The sequence below is a fragment of the Streptomyces sp. NPDC094034 genome (assembly GCF_040303865.1).
GTDB lineage: Bacteria > Actinomycetota > Actinomycetes > Streptomycetales > Streptomycetaceae > Streptomyces.
Window position 1 is genome coordinate 1 of sequence record NZ_JBEOUD010000052.1, and the last position, 23,542, is coordinate 23,542.

The following is a 23,542-nucleotide window of genomic DNA, read 5'->3' on the forward strand; positions in this document are numbered from 1 at the left end:
TGGGGCCCCCCCCCCGCCCCCCCCCCCCCCCCCCCCGACACGTTCTAGATGATCAGACTCAGCAGCGCCGCCACCACGAAGCCCGCCACCGACAGCACGGTCTCCAGGACCGTCCAGGACTTCAGCGTGTCGCGCTCCGAGATGCCGAAGTACTTCGCGACCATCCAGAACCCGCCGTCGTTGACGTGCGAGGCGAAGATCGAGCCGGCCGAGATCGCCATGATGATCAGCGCGAGATGCGCCTGCGAGAGATCCTGGCCCTCGACGAGCGGCACGACGATACCGGCCGTGGTGACGATCGCGACCGTCGCCGAGCCCTGGGCGACGCGCAGGACGACCGAGATCAGCCAGGCCAGCAGGATGACCGGCAGGCCGACGTCGTTGAAGGTGTCGGCCAGGGCGTCCGCGATCCCGCTGCCCTTGAGCACCGCGCCGAAGACACCGCCGGCGCCGACCACGAGCAGGATGTTGCCGACCGGCTTGAGCGAGGCGGTGGAGACCGTCTCCAGGGACTTGCGGGACCAGCCCCTCCTGATGCCCAGCAGGTAGTACGCGAGCAGCAGCGCGATCGTCAGGGCCACGAAGGGGTGGCCGAAGAACTCGATGACCGAGCGGCCCGTCGACGGGTCGAGGGCGATCGACGAGAAGGTCGCGAGCAGGATCAGGAGCAGCGGGGTGCCGATGATCGCGAGGACCGTGCCGAGCGCGACCGGCCGTTCCGGGGGCGTGACACCCGAGGCGCGCTGCTCGGCGGCGACCGCGGCCTTGGCCTCCTCAGCCGCCTCGACCATGTCCTGCGGAACGTCGACGAAGACGCGCTTCCCGATCCAGGCGGCATAGCCCCACGCGGCGAGGACGGCCGGGACGCCGACGACGACACCCATCAGAATGACCCAGCCGAGGTCCACCTCGAAGAGTCCGGCCGCGGCGACCGGGCCGGGGTGCGGGGGCAGGAAGGCATGGGTCATCGAGAGACCGGCGAGCAGCGGCATCGCGTACAGCAGGATCGATTTGCCGGACCGCTTGGCGGCGGCGTACACGATCGGCGCGAGCACGAAGATGCCGACGTCGAAAAAGACCGGGATACCGAAGACGACACCGGTGACGCCCATGGCGAGCGGGGCGCGTTTCTCACCGAAGAGGTTCAGCAGCCGGGCACTCAGCACCTCGGCGCCGCCGGACACTTCGAGGATCGCGCCGAGCATGGTGCCGAGACCGATGATGATCGCGACATGGCCGAGGATGCCGCCCATCCCGCTCTCGATCATCGAGACGGCGGCGGACTTCTGGACCGTACCGAAGAGTTCGGTGACGGACAGGCCCGCCGCGAGGCCGACGGCTATGGAGACGCCGAGCAGCGCCACGAAGGGCTGGAGCCTGACCTTGATGATCAGGAAGAGCAACAGGACGATGCCGAGGGCGGCGACGGTCAGCAGACCGGCGGTGCCGTCGATCAGGAGCAGCAGACCCCCCGTGTGGGGTGGGGTCTGCGGTGGTGCGTCAGCGGCGAGCAGCATGGGGAGCCTCTGGTCGTGGGCATGGGGGGATCACGGCACGGCGCCCGGTCGGCGGGCGCCGTGCCGTACGGCGGCGCGGATACGCGTAGGACGTTCAGCGGTGGGGTTCTCGGGACGGGGGGCAGGACGGGGCGGGGCAGGGAAGGCGGCAGGGGCGGAGCTATGGCTCAGCCGAGGACGGCCAGCGCGTCGATCTCGATCAACAGCCCCTTGGGCAGGCCCACATACACCGTGGTACGCGCGGCGGGCGCTTCCTTCAGGCCCTGCTCGCCGAAGTAGGCGTTGTAGATCTCGTTCATCTCGGCGAAGTGGTCGACGTCCGTGAGGTAGACGCGCATCATCATGACGTCGTCCCAGCTCGCGCCGCCCTCCTCAAGGATCGCCTTGACGTTGGCGAAGGTCTGGAGGGTCTGCTCGCGCAGGGTCGGGCCCGCGACGGTGGGCCCCTGGCCCTCGACGGCCGGGAGGAAACCGACCTGGCCCGCGACCTGGAGGATATTGCCCTTGCGGACGCCGTGCGAGAACTTCGCCGGCGGGGTGGTGTGGGTCGCGGGGGTCAGTGCGGTCTTGTCGGTCATGAATCGTCCTTGCTGGGATGGGTGTTGCCGGAATACTCCCTGCTGATCGCGTCGGCGGTACGACGTACCAGCGGGAGCAGGGTGAGAAGTTCCTCGGCGGTGACGACGACACTCGGCGCGGAGACCGACATGGCGGCGACGACCCGGCCGTCCGCACCGCGGATGGGCGCGCCGACACAGTTGATGGACTCCTCGTGGCCGCCGAGATCGGTGGCCCAGCCCTGTTCGCGTACGGTCGCCAGTTCCTTGAGGAAGGCGGCGGCGTTGGTGCTCGAACGGGGCGTGTACATGGGGTAGTCGAGGCGTTCGGCGAGCGCGCGGCGCTCGGCCTCGGGAAGGTCGGCGAGCAGCAGCTTGGCGACGGCGGCCACGGTGATCGCGACCGGCTTGCCGATCCGCGAGTACATCCGGACCGGGTAGCGGCTCTCGACCTTGTCGATGTAGACGACCTCGCCCTCCTCGTACACCGCGAGATGGACGGTGTGACCGCACTGGTTGTTGAGCGCGACCAGATGGGAGTGGGCGATGTCGCGCATGTCGAGGTTCTCGACGGCTTCCTGGGCGAGCGCGAAGAGGCGCGCGCCGAGGCGGTAGCGGTTGTCCTGCTGGCGGTAGACGAGCCCGTGTTCATGGAGCGTACGGAGCAGCCGGAGCGCGGTGGACTTGTGCACGCCGAGCCGGTCGGCGACCCGCCCGAGGTCGGCGGGGCCCTGGGCGAGCAGCGGCAGAATGCTCAGTGCCCGGTCGACGGTCTGGCTCATGGGGTACGTACCTCCTGCTCCGTGGCCGCCGTCCAGCCGGGGCCGAGACGAAGTGTCCCCCAGGTGGCGTCGTCGAGGCCCACGAGCCGGTCGGCTTCCGCCCGCGAGGGTGGTGTACCGAGGTCTCCGGGCACAGTGAGGGCAGCCGCGGCCATCAGATGGCCGTGCCGGAGCCGGGCGGCGGCGGGCAGACCGCGGAGGGTCGCGGAGAGGAATCCGGCGGCGAAGGCGTCCCCGGCGCCGACGGGCGCGACGACATCGACGCGCAGCGCGGGGACGGACGTCACGGTGTCGCCGCCGACGGCCCTGACGGCCCCGCCGGTCACGCCCTCGGCCCCCGAGCCAGCGCCCAGCCCATCCGCGCCCCGTTCGTACACCGTCGCCCCCGCGCCGCCCCGCTTCACCACCAGCGTCGCCGGCTCCGGGAGCGCGGCCCGGATCGCGTCCCCGCCGTGCAGGTCCCACGCCTCGGCCGCCTCGTCCTCACCGACGAAGACCAGATCGGCGCCCCGGGCGAGGTCCAGCAGAACGCGGGCGCCCGAGCCGTCGCGCCACAGCCCCGGCCGGTGGTTGACGTCGAAGGAGATCAGCGGGCGTCCCGGCGCGCGGCCGGTCAGCTCGCGCATCAGGGCGAGGCAGTCGTCCGAGAGCGCGGCCGTGATGCCCGACACATGCAGTACGCGCCCGGCCCACAGGTCGTCGTACGACAGGGCTCCTGGCGCCATCGCGGAGGCGGCGGAGCCCGCACGGTAGTAGGCGACCTCGTGCGCGTCGGTGGCGCGGTCCGTCGCCGTACGGAAGTAGATGCCGGTGGGCCGGTCCGGGTCGCGCTGTACGCCCGAGGTGTCGACGCCGTATGCGGCGATCGCGTCGACGAGATGGTCGCCGAAGCCGTCGGCGCCGACCCGGCCGACCCACCTGACGGTGTGTCCGGCGGCGGCCAGCGCGCAGGCGACATTGGATTCTGCGCCGCCGATCGTACGGGTGAAGGAGGGGACGTCGGCGAGGCGGCCCGGCAGCGAGGGCAGGAAGGTGACCATGGATTCACCGAGGCAGACGACATCCACGCCGGGGTGGAGGTCCATGTCTACGGTTCCGGTCACTCTGGGGCTCCTCGCCACTCGACCGGCTCTGGGCCGGTCACCGTGCCGGGTCACCATTGACCCGCTGTCGGCTCGGATGTTAGACAGCCCTCAGCGATATGCGCAATGGTCATTGCATGTAGTGCAACGAGATCGATATTGGGGAGGCTCCATGGCCGCCGGCCGACGAACGGACGAGCTCAGCGGACTCAGCGGACCCGGTGGGCTCAGTGGACTCAGCGGACTTCAGGAGCTGAGCGACGAACGCGTCGACCACCGCTTCAAAGCCCTCCCGCCGGACGCGGACGGCCTGACCGTCGGCGCGCTCGCCGCCGAGCGCCGCTCGCTGTTCACCGGTGGCTTCACCACCCCGGTCCTCGCCCTCTCCGCCGAGTCGGTCGAGCACAACCTCGCCCTCCTGGAGACCTACTCCGAGCGCCACGGCCTCGCCTTCGCCCCGCACGGCAAGACCTCCATGTCCCCGCGGCTGTTCGCGCGCCAGCTGGCCCACGGCGCCTGGGGCATCACCGCAGCCGTACCCCACCAGGCCCGCGTCTACTGCGCGTTCGGCATCCAGCGGATCTTCCTCGCCAATGAAGTGGTCGACGCGGCGGCGCTGCGCTGGCTCGCCGCCGAGCTGGACCGCGACCCGGGCTTCCGCTTCGTCTGTTACGTCGACTCCGTACGCGGCGTCGAGCTGATGGACGAGGCCCTGCGGGCGGCCGGCGCCGGCCGCCCGGTGGAGGTCGTGGTCGAGCTGGGCGCCGGTGAGGGAGCGCGCACCGGCGCGCGTACGGAGGCGCAGTGCGCGGCGGTCGCGGACGCGGTGGCGGCCGTACCGACCCTGCGGCTGACCGGGGTCGCCGGTTACGAGGGCGAGGTGCCGGGGGCCGACGGCGAGTCCGTGCGCGCCTGGCTGCGCCGGCTGGTCGCGCTGGCGGTGGAGTTCGACGCGGCGGGGCGGTTCGGGGGCACGGACGAGATCGTGGTCAGCGCGGGCGGCAGCGCCTGGTTCGACGCGGTCGCCGATGTCTTCACCGAGATCCCCGCCCTCTCCCGGCCCGTGCTGAAGCTGCTGCGCTCCGGCGCGTACGTCTCGCACGACGACGGCCACTACCGCCATCTCACCCCCTTCAACCGCGTCCCCGAGGAGGGCTCCCTCCAGCCGGCCTTCCGGCTCTGGGCGCAGGTCGTCTCCCGCCCGTCGGCCGGGCAGGCGTTCGTCAACGCCGGCAAGCGGGACGCGGCGTACGACCTCGATCTGCCGGTGGCGCAGGTGGTACGGGACGGCCGCACCGGCGAGATCCGCCCGGCGACGGGCATCACGGTGACGGGCCTGTCCGACCAGCACGGCTGGCTGACCACGACGCCCGAAGCCGCTCTGGAGGTCGGCGACTGGGTCGGGATGGGGCTGTCGCACCCCTGTACGTCGTTCGACAAGTGGCAGCTGATCCCGCTGGTGGAGGCGGACGGCACGGTCACCGACCTCATCCGTACGTTCTTCTGACCACGGACCACGGACCACTGATCAGCGACCACCGACCTCTGATCTCTGATCTCCGACCTCTGACCTCTGACCTCTGACCTCTGAGGGGGTTTCGCAGATGGATCTCGTCATTCGGGACGTACGGGTCATCGACGGCACGGGCGGGCCTTCGTACCGCGCCGATGTCGGCGTCGAGGACGGCCGCATCGCGGCGATACGGCGCGAGGGCGAGCCACGCCCGTCCGGCGCCCGCGTCCTCGACGCCGCCGGGCTCGCCCTCTCCCCCGGCTTCATCGACATGCACGCGCACAGCGATCTCGCCCTGCTGCGGGACCCAGACCACTCCGCGAAGGCCGCGCAGGGCGTCACCCTTGAGGTGATCGGCCAGGACGGGCTGTCGTACGCGCCCGTGGACGACGCGACCCTCGCACAGGTCCGGCAGACCATCACCGGCTGGAACGGCGGTGCGCCCGGGGACACGACCATCGACTTCGACTGGCGCACGGTCGGCGGCTATCTGGACCGGCTCGACCGCGCCTTCGAGGGCCAGGGCTTCGACGGCGACGGCATCGCGGTCAACGCCGCGTATCTGATCCCGCAGGGCACCGTCCGTATGTACGCGGTCGGCTGGGACGACCGGCCCGCCACGGACGCCGAACTGGACCGTATGAAGCGGCTGGTGGCCGAGTCGATGGAGCAGGGCGCGGTCGGGATGTCCTCGGGACTGACCTACACACCCGGGATGTACGCGAACGACTCGGAACTGACCGAGCTGTGCCGGGTGGTGGCGCGCTACGACGGCTACTACTGCCCGCACCACCGCTCGTACGGCGCCGGGGCGCTCCAGGCGTACGAGGAGATGGTGACGCTCACCCGGCAGGCGGGCTGCGCCCTCCATCTCGCCCACGCCACCATGAACTTCGGTGTGAACAAGGGCAGGGCGCCGGAGCTGCTCGCGCTGCTCGACAAGGCGCTCGACGCGGGCGCGGACATCTCGCTCGACACGTATCCGTACACCCCGGGGTGCACCACGCTCGTCGCGATGCTGCCCAGTTGGGCGAGCGAGGGCGGTCCTGACGCCATCCTGGAGCGGCTGCGCGACGAGCCGACCGCCGAGAGGATCCGCCACCACATGGAGGTGATCGGCGCGGACGGCTGTCATGGCGTGCCCATCGAGTGGGACACCATCGAGATCTCCGGGGTCTCGGCCGCCAATCTCGCGGACCATGTCGGCAGGACGGTCGCGGACTCGGCGGCGCGGGCGGGCGAGACCCCCTGGACCACGGCGCGCCGGCTGCTGATCGAGGACCGGCTCGGCTCGACGATCCTCCAGCACGTGGGCCACGAGGAGAACGTCCGGCAGATCATGCGCCACCGCGTCCACACGGGTGGCAGCGACGGCATCCTCCAGGGCGCCAAGCCGCATCCACGCGCCTATGGCACGTTCCCGCGGTATCTCGGTCGATACGCACGGGAGTTGGGCGTCCTGCCCCTGGAGGAGTGCGTGGCGCACCTCACCGGGCGCCCGGCCGCCCGCCTCCGGCTCCCCGACCGTGGCCTGGTCCGCGAGGGCTACCGCGCGGACCTGGTCCTCTTCGACCCGGACACCGTCGCGGCGGGCTCCACCTTCGAGGAACCGCGCGTGCCGCCGGTGGGCATCCCGTATGTGCTGATCGACGGCCGCTTCGTGATCGAGGACGGCCGCCGCACCAACGTCCTGGCGGGGAGGTCGGTGCGCCGCACGGGCTGACCGTCTCCGGAGAGAGGGTGCACGCCGGCGGGTCGAAGCACAGATACGAACGACCGGACAGGACCTAGTGGCGCAGGCGCCAGGTGTGGACGTGTTCCCAGGTGAGCGTCCGCCACCAACGCCCCGTCCAGTCGTCGCTGCGGGTGCGGTAGAGGGTGACGGTGTCACCCGGGAAGCTGTCAGAGAAGGGCACGGGAAGTCCGGTGACGTACTCCTCGACCTCGGCGAACAGGTCCGGGCGTTCGTACATGTCGTGCGAGAGCAGTGACAGGTGGGCCTGGAACGTGTCGGCGTCGAAGGGGTTTCCGTCCGGGTTGGGTGCCGGTGTCTCCAGGGGGGCGGTGGCCGCGTCGATCCGGGCCGCGAGGTCCGTGAACGCCGTGTTCGGGGAGATGCCGTCGGCGAGGTGGTGGACGTCGTAGACCAGCCCCACCCCCTGACGGCGCACGCCCGCGTTGTGCACGGTGAAGGCGGGGACGTCGGCCACCGCCCGGGTCACGGCCCCGATGATCTCCTCGACGGGGCCCGGGAGGTGGCGGCTGCCGACCAGCGTCGCGTGCGGCGGGAACGCGCCCGCCGAGACGAGCCCGTACTGTGCCCGCAGTTGGGTGGTCACCGCGGTGACCGCGGCGCAGGTGACGGGGTCGGGGCGCAGGTAGACGCCGTAGCGGTACGGGTCTCCGGGAGCCTGTGCGAAGCGCTCGTTCGAGGAGGTGTTCATGGGCGTGCCTGTGGTCGTGTTGGTCGTGTTGGTCACTGCCCCGCCTGCTTCCGGTAGTCCTCGATCTTCGCCGTCGCCGCTTCCTGCGCCGCCTTCAGAGCGCTGTCGAGCGACTTCTTGCCGCTGAACGCCTGCTGCATCTGAGGCACGACCGCGTCACGCACGCCCGGCATGGCGCCGCTGAGGCAGCCGGAGGTGGCCGTCGTGGCCGGGGCGTCGGCGAACTGCTTGCCGAGCACGGCATAGGGCTCGTGCTGGGCGAGGAACCCCTTCCACGTGGGCGAGTTGTCGACCGCGGTGTTGATGGGGGCGTATCCCGATGCCTTCGCGAATCGTTCCTGCGCTCCGGGGGAGGCAAGGTAGCTGATCAGCTTCCAACTGGCCACCTTCTCGGCCGCGCTGTGCCCGGTCCTGTCCACCCACATCGCGGCGCCGCCGATCGCGGCGCCCGCGGTGGACGGCGAGCCGGACACGGGGTAGGGCAGCGCGCTGTAGCCCTTCATGCCCGCCTCGGTGAGGCCGCCGATCGCGCCGCTGGAGTTGAACATCATGGCGGTCTTGCCGGCGGCGAACGCCGACAGGGCGGCGTTGCCGTCGTCGCCGGTGTCGAGACCGACGCCGTCGGTGTAGAGCTTGGCCATGATGCCGAACGCGGTGCGCTGCGGCCCGCTGGTCAGGGACAGCGCCGTGGCTCCGCCGGCCTTCCGGCCGTTGTCCGGGGTGCAGTAGGGGACCCCGGCCGCGGCGCTGAGCTGCTCGAACCACCAGCCGTCGAGGGGCTGGTCGATGCCCTTCACACCCGGCAGGGCCCCGTGGATCTTCCGCGCCGCCGCGGCCACGCCGGACAGCGTGCCGAGGGTCGAGCGGTCGACCTTCGCCTGGTCCAGCAGCGTGTCATTGACGTACAGCAGGGGCATGGACGTGTTCAGCGGTACGGCGAGGAGCTTGCCGTCGGCCGTGTAGTAGTTGCGCGCCGCCGGGCGGAGCTTGTCGAGGTCGAGGTCGTCCGGGTTCGCGGCGGCCATGTCCTGGGCGGCGACGGTCTGTCCGGCGTCGCGCAGATAACCGCTGGTGATGTCGTTGGAGACCATGACGCTCGGTGTGCCACCGCTGCGGATCGCGGAGGTGTACTTGGCGATGGCGTCGGCGTAGCTGCCCTGGAACGAGGCCTTCACCACGATCTTTCCGCCGGTGGACTTGTTGAACGCGTCGATCTCGTCCTGCAACGCCTGGCCGGCGGGGCCGCCGAGGCCGTGCCACAACGTCACGGTCACCGGCTTCTCCGCGTTGGCCAGCGCCGACGGTCCGGGCACCGCGTCGGTGGCCGTCCCGCCGCCGTCGGAGGCTCCGCAGCCGGTGAGGGTCAGGGCGAGGGCGGTCGTCAGGGAGCCGGCCACGACGCGTGCTCGCAGTCCGGTTCGGGAAGGGAGGGATGTTCGGGAAGGGAGGGATGAAGGAAACGGGGACATGGCGGATCGTCTTTCTTCCACGGTTGTGTACGGGTGGGCTGTGGGGGTTTCAAGGGGTGTTCAGGTGCTGATCCGCGCCGCCAGGCCGCGGACCAGGAAGCGCTGGCCGAACAGAACGAGCAGCAGGGTCGGCAGCAGGACCAGGAGGGTTCCGGCGTAGATGACGGCCGGTGCGGTGACCTGGTCCACGACGAGTTGCGAGAGGCCGACCTGGATGGTGCGACGCTGAGGGGAGTCGGTGATCAGCAGCGGCCAGAAGTAGCCGTTCCACGCCGACAGGGCGCACCACATCGCCGCCGTGACCAACTGCGGCCGCGCCATGGGCAGGATGACGAACAGGAGCGCGCGCAGATCCCCGCAGCCGTCCACGCGGGCGGCCTCCCACACCTCCCGCGGCAGTGCGAGGAACGCCTGGCGGAGCAGGAAGACCGCGTAGCCCGCGGCGAGATACGGGATGACGATCCCGAGCAGGGTGTCGCGCAGCCCGAGCCCGCTGACGAGCTGGAAGTTGGGGATGACCAGGCTCTCCCCGGGGAAGGCCAGGGTCGCCAGCACCAGGGCGAAGGCCCCGCCCCGGCCGCGCCAGCGAGGGAAGACGAGCGCGTACGCGGCGAGCGCGGCCGTGGTCAGCTGGGCGGCGGCCTGCACGGCGGTGACGGCCACGCTGACCATGTACTGCTGGGCAAGTGGCGCGGAGCCCAGGGCGGTACGCACGTTGTCCAGGGTGAGCCGGTCCGGTAGCGGGACGAGCCGGCCGGCGGCCACGTCGGCCGGCGGCAGCAGGGCGGTGACGACGGTGACGTAGACGGGGAACGCGACGACCACGACCACGAGGCCCAGCCACAACCAGCGCACGGCGGAAGCCGCTTGACGGCGTTTCATGCCCACCTCCTCAGCACCCTGAACTGAATCGCGGTGATCAGCAGGACGAGGAGCAGCAGGACCACGGCCAGTGCCGAAGCCGTGCCGACGTGGGGGAGCGCCTCGCCGAACGCGCGCTTGTACAGTTCGAAGACCAGCGTCGAGGTCGAGCCCGCCGGGCCGCCCCGGGTGAGGACCTGGACCTGGGTGAACACCTGAAGTCCGCTGATGGTCTGGGTGACCAGGAGGAATATCAGGCTCGGCCGGAGCATGGGGATGATCACCGACCGGGCCAGCCGCAGCCCCGACGCGCCGTCCAGCGCGGCGGCCTCGATGACGTGCTGGTCGAGCTGGGACACCGCGGCCAGCAGGACGAGGAAGGCGAACCCGAACTCGTACCAGGCGGTGGCGAGCGACACGGCGAGAACGGCCCATTCCGGAGAGCGCAGCCACTCCGGCCCGGTGACGCCGAGATGGGCCAGCATCTGGTTGAGGGTTCCGACCGCCGGGGCGAACAGGCCCGCGAACACGGCCGCCGACGCCGCCGCCGAGTACGCGAACGGCAGGGACAGCAAGACCGACACCACGGCCCGCGGCCGGCGTGCGGCCCGGCGCAGCGGGAGCACCGCGGCGAGCGCGCCGCCCACGGAGAGCAGCACGCTGAGCCCGGCGATCCCCACCGTGGTGAGCAGTGCCCGGCGCAGGTCCGGATCGCTGAACAGCGCGGAGTACTGGTCGAGGCCGGTGAACCGGGTCGGGTCGCCCAGCAGATCGTTGCCGTACAGGCTCAGTACGACACTGCGGACGACCGGCCAGTACGCGAAGACGAGCAACAGGCCGACACAGGGCAGGACCATCAGCGGACCGGCGAGGCCGCGCGGCCAGACCCTGCGGTGTGCCGCACCACGGGGGAGTGGAACGTTCCCAATCATGTGTGGAACGTTCCCATTCCGGGTTCGACGAGTGCAGTAGATGCCGGGTGAACAATGCGCAAAGAGCGGATCAGCCGACCGGCGGGGCGGTTGTGCGGCCCACCACCAGCGACCCGTGCAGCGCCTCGTGGTGGTCCGGAGGCTGCTCGCCGTCGAGCAATCGCACCAGGGCGTCCACGGCCCGACTGCCGATCAGGTCGATCGGCTGGCGCCAGTGCGTCAGCCCGATCAGGGATGTCGCCAGGTCCCCGATGCCGTCGTAGCCGGTCACCGACAACTCCCCGGGTACGGCCACATCCCGCAGCCGGAGTTGCTCCAGCAGGGCGACCGCGTGCCGGTCGCTGGGGGTCATCACGGCGGTGATCTCGGGATGCCGCAGCACTTCGGTCGCCCATGCGCCGGCCGTCTCCCGGTGCGGCCCCGCGATCTCGATGACGCGCGCTCCGTGCTCCCGCAGGTAGCGGGTCATGGCCGCCGTCCGCGGTCCCAGCGTCACGGAACTGCTGGCCGGCACGGTGATCACCGCGATCTCGCGATGCCCCAGACCGAGCAGATGGTCCGCCAGCGCGATGCCCCCCTCTTCCTCGTCGCAGTAGACGCTGGTGATGCTCGGATGGGTCTCGGGGCGCCCCGCCACGACCGTCGGCAGCCGGGCGGCGAACGGGAGGATCCGTTCACTCGGCAACAGTCCGCTGCACACGATCAGCGCCTCCACCCGCAGCATGGCGAGGGTCTCCAGCGCCCGGTACTCGTCACTCACCTCGAAGCGGCCGGAGCCCGTCGCGGTGACCACCCGGTAGCCGTGGGACGCCGCGCGCTCCTGCATCGCGGTGAGAAGGTGGCCGTAGAAGGGCGTTGCCGCGTCGCGGACGAACGCCCCGACGGTGTAGGTGCGGTGGGCGACCATGGCCCGGGCCACGGCATTGACGACGTAGCCCAGTTCCTGCGCGGCCCCCAGCACCCGCCGACGGGTCTCCTCCCCCACGCTGCCGCGCCCCGAGACGACCCGGGACACCACCGACTTGGACACCCCGGCCAGCCGGGCCACGTCGATGATCGTGGGGTTGCGCGGCCGGTCAGCCATCCAGCACACCCTCCTGGGCGAGCACGGCCGCGGCGGTCCCGGCTCCCGTCCACACGTGGGCGCGCCAGCCGTGGGCACGGGCCGCGGCGACGTTCTCCCGCCGGTCGTCGAAGAACACGACGTCCGAGGGGGCACGGCCGAGCCGTTCGTCCGTCTTCCCGTAGACGAGCGGGTCGGGCTTCATCAGCCCGAGATCGGACGAGAAGACCAGCGTCTCGAAGACATCGCTCCATGACGCCCGGCGGACCGCCGTCGCCAGCGAGTCCGGCGCGTTGGACAAGATTCCCAACGGTGTTCCGCGGTGCGTCAACCGGGCGAGCAGGTCGGCGGACTCGGGTGCGAGGCCCGACCAGCACTCGGTGTCGATACGGTCGAGTCGGTCGACCCATTCCTGGTTCAGCGGGCGCCCCAGATCCTTCGCGATCCGGTGCCAGTACTCATCGGGAGAGGCGCCCAGGTCGTAGGCATCACGGTGGGCCCAGTACGGGTCGGCAAGGCCGGATTCGGGTACGTCGAGAGCGGCGGCCAGCGCGCCGAGGGCACGGCCCGACGGAGCCAGGACGCCACCGAGATCCCATACGACTATGGTTGATGATTCACTTTGGGAACGTTCCACGAGCGGGATGATAGCGGCTCTCCCTCAACGCGCCGCCGGCACGAGTGTCCTGGCGGACCGCGCGGTACGCCGCACGGCCTGACGTACCGGTCCCGGCCGACCGGCGGCGAGGAGCGCCCGGCTCACCGCGGTGGCCGGGCGCTCCTGATCACGAGCGAGCCGGTGCGCCGACGATCAGCTGAACTCGCCGTCCACCGCGCCGCGCACGAACGCCTGCCACTCGTCGGCGGTGAACAGCAGGGCGGGCCCGCTGGGGTTCTTGCTGTCGCGTACGGCACGGCCGCCGCCGGACGGCACGGCGACCCGGCCGGCTCAGGCCGAGGCGAGGCGCAGCGCCAGCGCGGCGACGGCGAGCAGGAAGATGACGACGACCGGCGCGATCGCGTAGTCCTTGGCCCGCAGATGCGCGACGGCGGCGCCAATGAAGTAGAGGATCACGCCGATCGCGGCGGCGACGCCGAGCAGCGGCACCCAGAGCCCGACGACCAGCCCGAGGGCGCCCGCCGTCTTCAGCGTGGCAAGACGCGGCAGCCAGCTCTCGGGCACACCGAGCCCGAGCATCGAGCCGACGATCTTCTCCTGCCGGGTGAAGGTACCAACGGCGGAGCCGGTCAGGACGGCGGCGAGCAGGATGCCGACGACGGCATAGGCGATGAACACGGTAACCTCTCGGAAGATATGGACGGCAACGCCGGCCGCGGACGTACAAAGACCGGGCCGGACTGGGCAGGGCAGAGCTGCCACCGCCCGGGATCCGGCCGATTTCCTCAGTACCTTATTTTAAGTAAGCGACTATGGCCAGCCCTGCACCTCCCCCTCCGGCCGCCGACGGCGCGGATCTCACCGGCCACCTCGACCGCTTCGTCGCCACACTGGACGCATCCTTCGGTGACGACGTTCTGGGCACCCGCGACCTACTGACGGCAGAGGACCCCTGGAGCGACTGATCTTGAGGCGGCCGAAGCGGGCCCTGGCGACAGCGCGGGCCGGGGGTCCGTCTGCCGGTGCGCGCGGCGGCGTCGCGAGGGGCGACACCGTCCGGTTGGGGGCGAAGTGGTCCGGACGTGGCCAAAACCACCGAGCGGCCCCGCCCGCACCGCCGTAAGGTGGCCGCCATGCAGGTCATCCAGTCGACGAAGCTCGCCAACGTCTGTTACGAGATCCGGGGCCCGGTCCTCGACGAGGCGATGGCGCTCGAAGCAGCGGGCCACCGCATCCTCAAGCTCAACACCGGCAACCCCGCGGCCTTCGGCTTCGAGTGCCCGCCGGAGATCCTTGAGGACATGCTCCGTAACCTGTCCGGAGCACATGGCTACGGCGACGCGAAGGGGCTGCTGTCCGCGCGGCGCGCGGTGATGCAGCACTACCAGACCAAGGGCATCGAGCTGGGCGTCGAGGACATCTACCTCGGCAACGGCGTCTCCGAGCTGATCCAGATGTCGATGCAGGCGCTGCTGGACGACGGCGACGAGGTGCTCGTACCCGCCCCGGACTATCCACTGTGGACCGCGTCGGTCTCCCTCGCGGGCGGGACGGCCGTGCATTACCGCTGCGACGAGCAGGCCGACTGGATGCCGGACCTCGCCGACATCGAGCGGAAGATCACCGATCGGACCAAAGCGATCGTGATCATCAACCCGAACAACCCGACCGGTGCCGTCTACGGCGAGGAGATGCTCGGCGCGCTCACCGAGATCGCCCGCCGTCACCATCTCATCGTCTGCTCCGACGAGATCTACGACCGGATCCTGTACGACGGGGCCACGCACACCCCGACCGCCGCCATCGCACCCGATCTGCTCACCCTCACCTTCAACGGGCTGTCCAAGAACTACCGGGTGGCCGGGTTCCGTTCCGGCTGGCTGGCGGTCTGCGGCCCCAAGGCGCACGCCGGCTCGTACATCGAGGGCCTGACGATCCTGGCCAATATGCGGCTGTGCGCCAATATGCCGTCGCAGCACGCGGTGGCCACGGCGCTGAACGGCCGGCAGTCGATCCAGGATCTGGTACTGCCGGGCGGCCGGATCCTGGAGCAGCGGAACACCGCGTACGACCTGCTCACCTCGATCCCAGGCGTGACCTGTGTCAAGCCCAAGGGCGCGCTCTATCTCTTCCCGCGGCTCGACCCCAAGGTCTTCAAGATCAAGGACGACCGGCAGCTGGTGCTCGACCTGCTGCGGGCCGAGAAGATCATGGTCGTGCACGGTACGGGGTTCAACTGGCCGGAGCCCGACCACTTCCGGATCGTGACACTGCCGGCGGCACAGGATCTGGCCGACGCGGTGACCAGGATCGGCGCGTTCCTGGACGGTTACTCCCAGCCGTAGGCGCTACTCCCGGGCGTAGGCGCTACTCGCAGCCGTAGGCCCTACTCCCAGCCGTAGGGCCCTTCTCCCAGGCGTAGGCCTCACTCCCAGACTCCCAGCCGTGGGCAGACATTCGCCGGACTTCACTCAACTTTAGACTGAATCCAAGGTAGGATGGTCTCCTGACCCCGCCAGGAGGCCCCTCCCATGTACGAGCCGATCCGTACGAAGTCGGTCCACTCGCTGGCCGACGCCGCCCACGACTTTCCCCACCGCACCCGCGAGGAAGAGCTGAACATCCAGCTCGCCGGGCATCTCTCCGCCCTGCTCGCCGTCACGGACGAGCTGGGACTCGACGCGGCCGCCGAGTCCATCGCCGGACAGATCGCCAGGCTGCGCGGGGCCCCGCCGGCCCGGCACGCGGGGCTCACCGGCGCCGATCCGGCCGCGCTGCACCGCCGCGCGCTCGCCCTCGCGGGCCGCGCCCTGGTCGTCGCCGCCTCGCGCGCCGACACGGCGGCGGCGATCCTCTCCGCCGAGCGGATGGACGCGCACACCGCCGCGCTGCGCGAGCCGCACGAACCCCGGCTCGTCGGCGCCCGCTGACGGCCCCGGTCCACGGGCCGCGGAGGCGCGCGGACCGGGCGCCACACACGGCGCGGCCCCGCTCAGGACTCGCTCCGGCCGGGCCCACGTGAATTCCGGTCGGGCCCGCGTGAACGGATCCCTCCGGTTCCTCACCGGGATGGGCCCTTCACCTTCCGTACACCCAACTCCCCCCAGAACATAGGCTTCTGGGAGCACGCTTCCCTCGTGAAACGCATCGTAGGAATCGTTCTGGCGGTGCTGCTGATCGGCGGCGTGGCAGCGGCTGTCGTGGCAGGCCGGGAATCCCAGGGAACGGGCGAGGGCACGGCAACGAAGACCGTGCGGGGGGTGATCGGTTCGGAGAAGGGTGAGTTCTTCGCCGATCCCGATGTGGTGAAGGCCCTGGCGGACAAGGGCTTCACCGTCAAGACGGAGACTTCGGGCTCCTGGGCGATGGAGGAACTGCCCCTCACCGGCTATGACTTCGCGTTCCCCGCCTCCCAGGCCCCGGCCAAGGAGCTGGACGCGAAGTACAAGGTGCAGGGCGGCCCGCTGCGGCCCTTCTACTCGCCGCTGGTCGTCGTGGCGCACCGCCCGGTCGCCCAGGTCCTGGCGCGCAACGGGCTGGCCGCCCTCGAAGGGAAGCCGGGCGAAGAAGCGCGCGGCACGCTCCGGATGGGCCCGTTCCTCGACGCGGTCCGCGCGGACCGTATCTGGCAGCAGCTCAAGGGCGCCTCGGCGCACGCCGAGCTGAACGGGACGGTCTTCATCAGCAGCACCGACCCCGAGTCCTCCAACTCCGGCGCGCTCTATCTCGCCGCCGCTTCCTTCGTCGCCAACGGCGGTCTCGTCACCGACGCCCGCGCGGTGGACCGTACGGCGCCGCTGCTCAAGAAGCTGATCGCGCCCCAGGGCGCCCAGCAGACCAGCTCCGACGCGCCGTTCCGTGACTTCATCAGCGGCGCGGGCAATCCGCTGGTGCTGGTGTACGAGTCGCAGGTGGCCTCGCTGCTGCTCCAGAAGCAGGATGTCGGGGATCTGGTCGTGCTCTACCCGGACACCACCGTCAACAGCGACCACACTCTCGTCCCGCTCACCGCCGACGGCCGCGCGCTCGGCGAACTGCTCACCACCGACAAGCGGCTGCGCGAGCTGGTGGTACGCCACGGCTTCCGCCCCCAGGGAGCGGCGGCCGAGTTCACCGCGGCGACCGCCCCCCACGCGGCCTATCTCAACCAGACGCTGACCGGCGTCCACCAGGCGCCCGTGCCCACCACCCAGTGGCTCCAGGCGATGGCGCGGCGGAGCCGGTCCTGATGCCCATCCGGCACGGACACACACCCAGGGGGACCAGATGACCACCGAGAACACGGCGGGCGCGCCGAGCGAGCTGATCCTCACGCCGCCCGAGCCCGTCGCCCCCGTCCGTACGGAACAGGCGGCGGGGCTGGTACCGCTCGACGCCTCCGTACGCGACGAGATGACCCGGCGCGCCACGGACTATGTCGGCTCGCTCGCCGGTCTCGACGCGCGCTCGCCCGAATTCACCACGCGTATCGGGGAGATCGCGGCCCTCGGCTCCAGTGAGATCCGCGGCGCCGCGCAGCAGTCCAACCGGATGCTGGACCGTACGGTCCGCTCGCTCGCGTCCGGCGGCGAGGACGCCCAGTCCCGGGTGTCGTCCTCGCTCGTCGAACTGCGCCGTACGGTCGAGGACCTGGACCCGCGCGACACCCCGGGCAAGGGCGCCCGCAGGTTCCTCTCCAAGCTGCCCGGCGGCAACAGACTGCGCGACCACGCCGCCAAGTACGCCTCCTCGCAGTCCACTTTGAACCGGATCGTCAGCTCGCTCAGGGGCGGCCAGGACGAACTGCGGCGCGACAACGCCGCGCTGCACACCGAACGCACCCGCCTGTGGGAGACCATGGGCAAACTCCAGGAGTACGCGGTCCTCACCGACGCGCTCGACACCGCGGTCGGGGAGCGCATCGCGGCGGTCGACGCGACCGATCCCACCCAGGCGGACGCGCTGCGCGCCGATGTCCTCTTCCCGGTCCGGCAGAAGCACCAGGACCTGCTGACCCAGCTCGCGGTGTGTGCGCAGGGCTATCTGGCGATGGACGTCGTACGGCGCAACAACGAGGAGTTGATCAAGGGCGTCGACCGGGCCGCGACCACCACGGTCTCCGCGCTGCGCATCGCCGTGATGCTGGCCTCGGCCCTGGACAACCAGCGCAAGGTGACCGAGCAGGTGAACGTCCTGCGCTCGACCACCGAGGATCTGATCCGGGGCAACGCCGACATGCTCGCCACCCAGAGCGGTGAGATCCAGCGCATCGCGGCGGACCCGGCGGTCGGGGCGGAGACGCTGCGCTCGGCGTTCCAGCAGATCTACCGGACGCTGGACGCGATCGACACGTACAAGATCCAGGCGACGGAGTCGATGGCGTCGACGGTGGAGTCGCTGACGGCGGAGCTGAAGATCGCGAGCACACATCTGGAGCGGACCCGTTCCGCGTCCGCCCTGGAAGGCGGCCTCCAGTGACAGGAAAGCGGTCTTCTGGCAGCCGACGGCCGAGGCTGACGGCCACGCTGATCGCGGCGCTGCTCACCGCCACCGCCTGCTCGGCGGGCGGGTCCGACGGCGGGTCGAAGGACACCGGCAGCGGCTCCGGCACCGCCTACCACCCGGGCACCCTGCGGGTGCTCGCCTCCAGCGAACTCGCCGACACGCAGGGCGTGCTGGACGAGGCGGAACGGAAGACGGGGGTGAAGGTACGCCCCACCTGGACCGGCACGCTGGACGCCGCCGAGCTGATCGCGTCCGGCAAGGCGGACGGGAAGTACGACGCGGTGTGGCTGTCGTCCAACGACTATCTGCGACTGCACCCGGAGACCGCCGAGCGCCTCACCAACGAGACATCCATCATGTCCTCCCCCGTCGCCCTCGGTGTCAAGGCGGCCACCGTCGAGCGGCTCGGCTGGCGGCCGGACGAGGTCACCTGGTCACAGGTGCACCAGGCGGTGCTGGCCGGAAAACTGACCTACGGGATGACCGACCCCGTACGGTCCAACTCCGGTTTCTCCGCGCTGATCTCGGTCGCCTCCGGACTGTCGGGGGCTCAGTCCGCGCTGACGGACGCGGATGTGCGCCGGGCGACGCCCAAGCTCAAGGAGTTCTTCACCGGGCAGAAGCTGACCTCCGGCTCTTCCGGCTGGCTGGCGTCCGCGTACACCCGGAACGGCAGTGTGGACGCGCTGGTCAACTACGAGTCGGTGCTGCTCTCCATGAACCGCGACAGCAACACCGGACTCACCGTGATCCGCCCGAAGGACGGGGTGGTGACCGCCGACTACCCGCTGACGCTGCTGACATCGGCGACGCCCGAGGCGCGGGAGTCCGGCCAGGCCCTCACCTCGTATCTGCGCGGTCCGCAGGCGCAGCGGGCGCTGACCGAGGAGACCTTCCGCCGTCCGGTCGTACCGGCGGTGAAGCCCGCGGCGGGTCTTGACACCGAGAAGCGGCGCGAACTGCCCTTCCCCGGCTCGCGATCGGTCGCGGACGGGCTGCTCGACTCGTACGAGAACCAGCTGCGCCGGCCCTCGCGCACCGTGTACGTCCTGGACACCTCGGGCTCGATGCGGGGCGACCGGCTGTCCCGGCTGAAGGCGGCGCTGGCCGGGCTCACGGGCACGGACGACTCCGCGACCGGGAAGCGCTTCCGGGACCGGGAGGAGGTGACACTGATGCCGTTCGGCTCGTCGGTGAAGCGGGTCGGTACGCATACGGTGGACCCGCGTGACCCGGCCGCCGCGCTGAACGGAATCCGTACGGACGCCGGATCGCTGACCGCGTCCGGCGAGACGGCCATCTACAGCAGCCTGCGCGAGGCGTACACACACCTGGGCACGGGCAAGGCCGACGCCTTCACCTCGATCGTGCTGATGACGGACGGCGAGAACACCACCGGAAGCGGTCCCGGCGACTTCGACGCCTTCTACGCGAAGCTGTCGGCCGACCGGCGGGCCACGCCCGTCTTCCCGATCCTCTTCGGCGACTCGGACCGCGCGGAGCTGACGCATATCGCCGAACTGACGGGCGGGCGGCTGTTCGACGCGACCCGCGGTTCGCTCGACGGCGCCTTCGAGGAGATCCGTGGCTACCAATAGATTCCTCGGCTATCTGGAGTCCCGCAAGAACCTCACGGGCAGCGCGGCGGGGCTGGTGGGACTCGCCCTCACCTTCACCGGACTCGCGGGCGCGTACTGGCCGGTGGTCGTCGCGGGGCTGTACGGCGCGGGCGCGCTGATCGCCCCGCCCGAGCGCCCGGACGCGCCGCCCTTCACCGATCCGTCGGAACAACTGGACGAGCTGCGGGGCGACTTCGATCAGCTCATGACCTATCTGGGCGAGGTGGACCTGCCTCCCGCGGCGGCCGGCCGGCTGACCGAACTGACCGAGACGCTGGGGGCCCTGCTGGAACCCGGCTGGGTCACGGACGCCCTGGCCCGGGACCCGGAGGCGGTCCACACCCTGTCCAGGGCGGTCCGCCAGGACATCCCGGAATCGGTGGACACCTTCGTACGCACCCGCTGGTGGACCCGTCTCCAGCCGGGCACCGAGCCGCCGGAACGCCATCTGGAGCGCCAGTTGACGGTGCTGTACGACGAGGCACACGCGCTGGCGACGGCGCTGCGCGAGGCGGAGGCCCGCAGGCAGGAGACACATACGCGGTACCTGGAGGACCGGAACAAGCACTGACCGGACCATGCCCCGACCGGACCATGCGCCGGCCGGGGCAGCGGGGACTGTTCGCCGACGTACCCCGGAGCCGTGCGGGGGCTCCGGGGTACGTGTCGCACCGGGGGTACGGTCCGACGGGTGGCGGCGGGTGGCGGGGGCGTCAGCCCAGGCGCTGGACCAGCGCGTGGTATTCGTCCCACAGTTCCTTGGGCGCGTGGTCGCCGAAGGTGTTGAGGTGCTCGGGGACGAGTGCCGCCTCCTCGCGCCAGACCTCCTTGTCGACCGAGAGCAGGAAGTCCAGCTCGGGGTCCGACAGCGGCAGGCCCTCGGTGTCCAGGGCCTCCTTCGTCGGCAGGATGCCGATCGGGGTCTCGACGCCTTCGGCCTTGCCCTCCAGGCGCTCCACGATCCACTTCAGGACGCGGCTGTTCTCGCCGAAGCCGGGCCAGACGAACCTGCCCGCTTCGTCCTTGCGGAACCAGTTGACGTAGTAGATCTTCGGCAGTTTCGACGCGCGGCCCTCACGTGCCGCGTCGCTGCCGACCTTGACCCAATGGCCCATGTAGTCCCCCATGTTGTAGCCGCAGAACGGCAGCATGGCGAACGGGTCGCGGCGCAGCTCGCCGACCTTGCCCTCGGCGGCCGCCGTCTTCTCGGAGGCGACGTTGGCTCCGAGGAAAACGCCGTGCTGCCAGTCGAAGGACTCGGTGACCAGCGGTACGGCGGAGGCGCGGCGGCCGCCGAAGAGGATGGCCGAGATCGGGACTCCCTTGGGGTCCTCCCACTCGGGCGCGATGATCGGGCACTGCCCGGCCGGGACGGTGAAGCGGGCGTTGGGGTGGGCGGCGGGCGTGCCGGACTCCGGTGTCCAGTCGTTGCCCTTCCAGTCGGTGAGATGGGCGGGCGGTTCCTCCGTCATGCCCTCCCACCAGATGTCGCCGTCGTCCGTGAGCGCCACGTTGGTGAAGACCGAGTTGCCCCACATGGTCTTCATGGCGTTGGCGTTGGTGTGCTCGCCGGTGCCGGGCGCGACGCCGAAGAAGCCCGCCTCGGGGTTGATCGCGTAGAGCCTGCCGTCCTCGCCGAACCGCATCCAGGCGATGTCGTCGCCGATGGTCTCCACGGTCCAGCCGGAGATGGTGGGCTCCAGCATCGCGAGGTTGGTCTTGCCGCATGCGGAGGGGAACGCGGCGGCGACGTACTTCGGCTCGCCGTGCGGGGGCGTGAGCTTGAGGATCAGCATGTGCTCGGCGAGCCAGCCCTCGTCACGCGCCATGACGGAGGCGATTCGCAGCGCGTAACACTTCTTGCCCAGCAGCGCGTTGCCGCCGTAGCCGGAGCCGTACGACCAGATCTCGCGGGACTCGGGGAAGTGCGAGATGTACTTGGTGGAGTTGCACGGCCACGGTACGTCCGCCTCGCCCTCGGCGAGCGGCGCGCCCAGCGTGTGGACCGCCTTCACGAAGAAGCCGTCGGAGCCCAGCTCGTCGAGGACCGGCTGTCCCATGCGGGTCATGGTGCGCATGGAGACCGCGACATAGGCGGAGTCGGTGATCTCGACGCCGATCGCGGAGAGCGGTGAGCCCAGCGGGCCCATGCAGAACGGTACGACGTACATCGTCCGGCCGCGCATCGAGCCGCGGAAGACACCCTCGTCCCCCGTGGAACCGTCCTTCTCCGCCGTGAAGATGGCGCGCATCTCCGCCGGCGCCTTCCAGTGGTTGGTCGGGCCCGCGTCCTCCTCCTTCTCGGAGCAGATGAAGGTGCGGTCCTCGACGCGCGCCACGTCCGAGGGGTCGGAGGCCGCGTAGTAGGAGTTCGGCCGCTTGACCGGGTCGAGCTGGGTGAAGGTGCCCTTGGCGACGAGTTCCCCGCACAGGCGCTCGTACTCGCTCTCGGACCCGTCGCACCAGACCACCCTGTCCGGCTGCGTGATTGCTGCGATCTCGTCGACCCAGGAGATCAACTCCTGGTGGTTGGTGGGGACGGTGGTGGGAGCCGCGATATCGCGCGCCACGATTGCTCCTTGGTGAGGGTTTCTGAGGTTGTGCCCCTTGGGGGCTGCGACCCGGATGCTTCGTAGCCGCTCATCCGGTGCCGACCGCACTCATTTGATCATCCGACTCATTCGCCCATCTGTCCAGAGGGCCTCACACGTGAGCATCGCCACTCGCGCGGCACGTTCACGTCATCTCGACGGCACACACATGGCACCTGGGATCTTCTGTACCGGGTCGTAACTTACGGCTCCGTAGGTAGCATGAAGTCATGACTAACGCCGCTCCCGATCCGCTCGACGACCTCTCGAACCTCTCGCGGACAGACCCCCCGCGTCCGGCGGAGGGGCAGGTCGAGATCCAGCCGCCGAGCCCGGTCAAACCGAAGCTGCGCGGCTGGCTGCACGCGGGCATGTTCCCCGCCGTGCTGGTCGCGGGGGTGGCCCTGATCGTCCTGACCGGCTCGACCCGGGCGCGGATCGCGTGCGGAATCTACGTACTCACAGCGTGCCTGCTCTTCGGCGTCAGCGCGATATATCACCGCGGTGACTGGGGCCCGCGCGGCGAGGCCGTCCTGCGCCGGCTCGATCACGCCAATATCTTCCTGATCATCGCGGGCACCTACACCCCGCTGACCATGCTGCTGCTGCCCGACTCGACGGGCCGGACCCTTCTCTGGGCCGTGTGGGCCGCCGCCGCGGCGGGCATCGCCTTCCGGGTCTTCTGGGTCGGCGCGCCCCGCTGGCTCTACACCCCGTGCTATATCGCGATGGGCTGGGCCGCCGTCTTCTTCCTGCCGGACTTCATGCGGGCCGGCGGAATCGCCGTACTCGTGCTCGTGATCGTCGGCGGGCTGCTCTACAGCGCGGGCGGCGTGATCTACGGGCTCAAGCGCCCCAACCCGTCACCGCGCTGGTTCGGCTTCCACGAGGTGTTCCACTCCTTCACCCTCGTCGCGTTCGTCACGCACTTCGTCGGCATCTCGCTCGTGGCGTACCAGCACTCCTGACGCACAGGGATCCCGGTCCGCGCATGGTCCGGGCGGCGGGG

Annotated in this window: 23 protein-coding genes; 10 read left to right on the forward strand and 13 right to left on the reverse strand. The window is 70.5% G+C overall.

Features of this window, described 5'->3' with window-relative positions:
- Positions 1 to 44: 44 nt before the first annotated feature.
- The 4 genes from ABTZ59_RS31920 to ABTZ59_RS31935 form a co-directional block, all read right to left on the reverse strand.
- The gene (locus tag ABTZ59_RS31920) at positions 45 to 1,517 is read right to left on the reverse strand and encodes a GntP family permease (protein ID WP_351421486.1); all 1,473 of its coding nucleotides are present in this window, start codon (positions 1,515 to 1,517) and stop codon (positions 45 to 47) included.
- Positions 1,518 to 1,684: 167 nt separating this feature from the next.
- The gene (locus tag ABTZ59_RS31925) at positions 1,685 to 2,095 is read right to left on the reverse strand and encodes a RidA family protein (RefSeq protein ID WP_351421495.1); all 411 of its coding nucleotides are present in this window, start codon (positions 2,093 to 2,095) and stop codon (positions 1,685 to 1,687) included.
- On the reverse strand, positions 2,092 to 2,856 hold the full coding sequence (locus ABTZ59_RS31930) for an IclR family transcriptional regulator (protein WP_351421507.1): 765 nt from the start codon (positions 2,854 to 2,856) through the stop codon (positions 2,092 to 2,094). The genes ABTZ59_RS31925 and ABTZ59_RS31930 overlap by 4 nt, the downstream gene beginning before the upstream one ends.
- Positions 2,853 to 3,941: a sugar kinase gene (locus ABTZ59_RS31935; RefSeq protein ID WP_351421703.1), complete on the reverse strand. Its 1,089-nt coding sequence runs from the start codon at positions 3,939 to 3,941 to the stop codon at positions 2,853 to 2,855. Before ABTZ59_RS31935 ends, ABTZ59_RS31930 begins: the two co-directional genes overlap by 4 nt.
- A gap of 169 nt (positions 3,942 to 4,110) precedes the next feature.
- Between ABTZ59_RS31935 and ABTZ59_RS31940 the strand changes: the two genes are divergently transcribed.
- Positions 4,111 to 5,445 carry an amino acid deaminase gene (locus ABTZ59_RS31940; RefSeq protein WP_351421515.1) on the forward strand — a complete coding sequence of 445 codons (1,335 nt, stop codon included), beginning with the start codon at positions 4,111 to 4,113 and terminating at the stop codon, positions 5,443 to 5,445.
- A 97-nt stretch (positions 5,446 to 5,542) separates the two neighbouring features.
- Positions 5,543 to 7,174: an N-acyl-D-amino-acid deacylase family protein gene (locus ABTZ59_RS31945; RefSeq protein ID WP_351421520.1), complete on the forward strand. Its 1,632-nt coding sequence runs from the start codon at positions 5,543 to 5,545 to the stop codon at positions 7,172 to 7,174.
- A gap of 64 nt (positions 7,175 to 7,238) precedes the next feature.
- Here ABTZ59_RS31945 and ABTZ59_RS31950 read toward each other — a convergent pair whose 3' ends face one another.
- The 8 genes from ABTZ59_RS31950 to ABTZ59_RS31985 all read right to left on the reverse strand — a co-directional run bounded on the left by ABTZ59_RS31950 (position 7,239) and on the right by ABTZ59_RS31985 (position 13,517).
- On the reverse strand, positions 7,239 to 7,931 hold the full coding sequence (locus ABTZ59_RS31950; protein ID WP_351421524.1) for a 2'-5' RNA ligase family protein: 693 nt from the start codon (positions 7,929 to 7,931) through the stop codon (positions 7,239 to 7,241).
- Positions 7,928 to 9,292 carry an extracellular solute-binding protein gene (locus tag ABTZ59_RS31955; RefSeq protein ID WP_351421527.1) on the reverse strand — a complete coding sequence of 455 codons (1,365 nt, stop codon included), beginning with the start codon at positions 9,290 to 9,292 and terminating at the stop codon, positions 7,928 to 7,930. The genes ABTZ59_RS31950 and ABTZ59_RS31955 overlap by 4 nt, the downstream gene beginning before the upstream one ends.
- A gap of 132 nt (positions 9,293 to 9,424) precedes the next feature.
- The gene (locus ABTZ59_RS31960; protein WP_351421533.1) at positions 9,425 to 10,246 is read right to left on the reverse strand and encodes a carbohydrate ABC transporter permease; all 822 of its coding nucleotides are present in this window, start codon (positions 10,244 to 10,246) and stop codon (positions 9,425 to 9,427) included.
- Positions 10,243 to 11,157, reverse strand: a complete 915-nt coding sequence (locus ABTZ59_RS31965) for a carbohydrate ABC transporter permease (protein ID WP_351421544.1) — start codon at positions 11,155 to 11,157, stop codon at positions 10,243 to 10,245. The genes ABTZ59_RS31960 and ABTZ59_RS31965 overlap by 4 nt, the downstream gene beginning before the upstream one ends.
- 70 nt (positions 11,158 to 11,227) lie before the next feature.
- A complete protein-coding gene (locus ABTZ59_RS31970) occupies positions 11,228 to 12,241 on the reverse strand; it encodes a LacI family DNA-binding transcriptional regulator (RefSeq protein WP_351421551.1) in 1,014 nt (337 codons plus the stop codon).
- Positions 12,234 to 12,857 (reverse strand): HAD family hydrolase, encoded by a 624-nt coding sequence (locus tag ABTZ59_RS31975; RefSeq protein ID WP_351421555.1) that lies wholly within the window; start codon positions 12,855 to 12,857, stop codon positions 12,234 to 12,236. Before ABTZ59_RS31975 ends, ABTZ59_RS31970 begins: the two co-directional genes overlap by 8 nt.
- Before the next feature lie 174 nt (positions 12,858 to 13,031).
- Positions 13,032 to 13,154 carry a DUF397 domain-containing protein gene (locus ABTZ59_RS31980; RefSeq protein ID WP_351421558.1) on the reverse strand — a complete coding sequence of 41 codons (123 nt, stop codon included), beginning with the start codon at positions 13,152 to 13,154 and terminating at the stop codon, positions 13,032 to 13,034.
- A 15-nt stretch (positions 13,155 to 13,169) separates the two neighbouring features.
- Positions 13,170 to 13,517 (reverse strand): DoxX family protein, encoded by a 348-nt coding sequence (locus tag ABTZ59_RS31985; RefSeq protein WP_351421562.1) that lies wholly within the window; start codon positions 13,515 to 13,517, stop codon positions 13,170 to 13,172.
- Between the two features lie 134 nt (positions 13,518 to 13,651).
- On the opposite strand from ABTZ59_RS31985, the gene ABTZ59_RS31990 reads away from it, so the two are divergent.
- From ABTZ59_RS31990 to ABTZ59_RS32020, 7 genes are all read left to right on the forward strand, one after another.
- Positions 13,652 to 13,804: a hypothetical protein gene (locus ABTZ59_RS31990; RefSeq protein ID WP_351421565.1), complete on the forward strand. Its 153-nt coding sequence runs from the start codon at positions 13,652 to 13,654 to the stop codon at positions 13,802 to 13,804.
- Positions 13,805 to 13,972: 168 nt separating this feature from the next.
- Entirely contained in the window at positions 13,973 to 15,184 is a 1,212-nt protein-coding gene (locus tag ABTZ59_RS31995; RefSeq protein ID WP_351421708.1) for a pyridoxal phosphate-dependent aminotransferase, read from the forward strand.
- A gap of 186 nt (positions 15,185 to 15,370) precedes the next feature.
- Positions 15,371 to 15,769: an SCO4983 family protein gene (locus tag ABTZ59_RS32000; protein WP_351421568.1), complete on the forward strand. Its 399-nt coding sequence runs from the start codon at positions 15,371 to 15,373 to the stop codon at positions 15,767 to 15,769.
- A 207-nt stretch (positions 15,770 to 15,976) separates the two neighbouring features.
- On the forward strand, positions 15,977 to 17,068 hold the full coding sequence (locus ABTZ59_RS32005; RefSeq protein WP_351421571.1) for a hypothetical protein: 1,092 nt from the start codon (positions 15,977 to 15,979) through the stop codon (positions 17,066 to 17,068).
- 37 nt (positions 17,069 to 17,105) lie between these two features.
- On the forward strand, positions 17,106 to 18,296 hold the full coding sequence (locus ABTZ59_RS32010) for a toxic anion resistance protein (protein ID WP_351421576.1): 1,191 nt from the start codon (positions 17,106 to 17,108) through the stop codon (positions 18,294 to 18,296).
- Positions 18,293 to 19,921, forward strand: coding sequence for a substrate-binding and vWA domain-containing protein (locus ABTZ59_RS32015; RefSeq protein WP_351421579.1), 1,629 nt, complete (start codon positions 18,293 to 18,295; stop codon positions 19,919 to 19,921). Before ABTZ59_RS32010 ends, ABTZ59_RS32015 begins: the two co-directional genes overlap by 4 nt.
- The gene (locus tag ABTZ59_RS32020) at positions 19,908 to 20,513 is read left to right on the forward strand and encodes a hypothetical protein (protein ID WP_351421584.1); all 606 of its coding nucleotides are present in this window, start codon (positions 19,908 to 19,910) and stop codon (positions 20,511 to 20,513) included. The genes ABTZ59_RS32015 and ABTZ59_RS32020 overlap by 14 nt, the downstream gene beginning before the upstream one ends.
- A 142-nt stretch (positions 20,514 to 20,655) precedes the next feature.
- Here the strand turns inward: ABTZ59_RS32020 and ABTZ59_RS32025 are convergent, their stop codons facing one another.
- On the reverse strand, positions 20,656 to 22,512 hold the full coding sequence (locus tag ABTZ59_RS32025; protein ID WP_351421592.1) for a phosphoenolpyruvate carboxykinase (GTP): 1,857 nt from the start codon (positions 22,510 to 22,512) through the stop codon (positions 20,656 to 20,658).
- 251 nt (positions 22,513 to 22,763) lie between these two features.
- Here ABTZ59_RS32025 and trhA point away from each other — a divergent pair, with 251 nt between their 5' ends.
- Entirely contained in the window at positions 22,764 to 23,501 is a 738-nt protein-coding gene (gene trhA / locus ABTZ59_RS32030) for a PAQR family membrane homeostasis protein TrhA (RefSeq protein ID WP_351421597.1), read from the forward strand.
- Positions 23,502 to 23,542 lie beyond the last annotated feature (41 nt).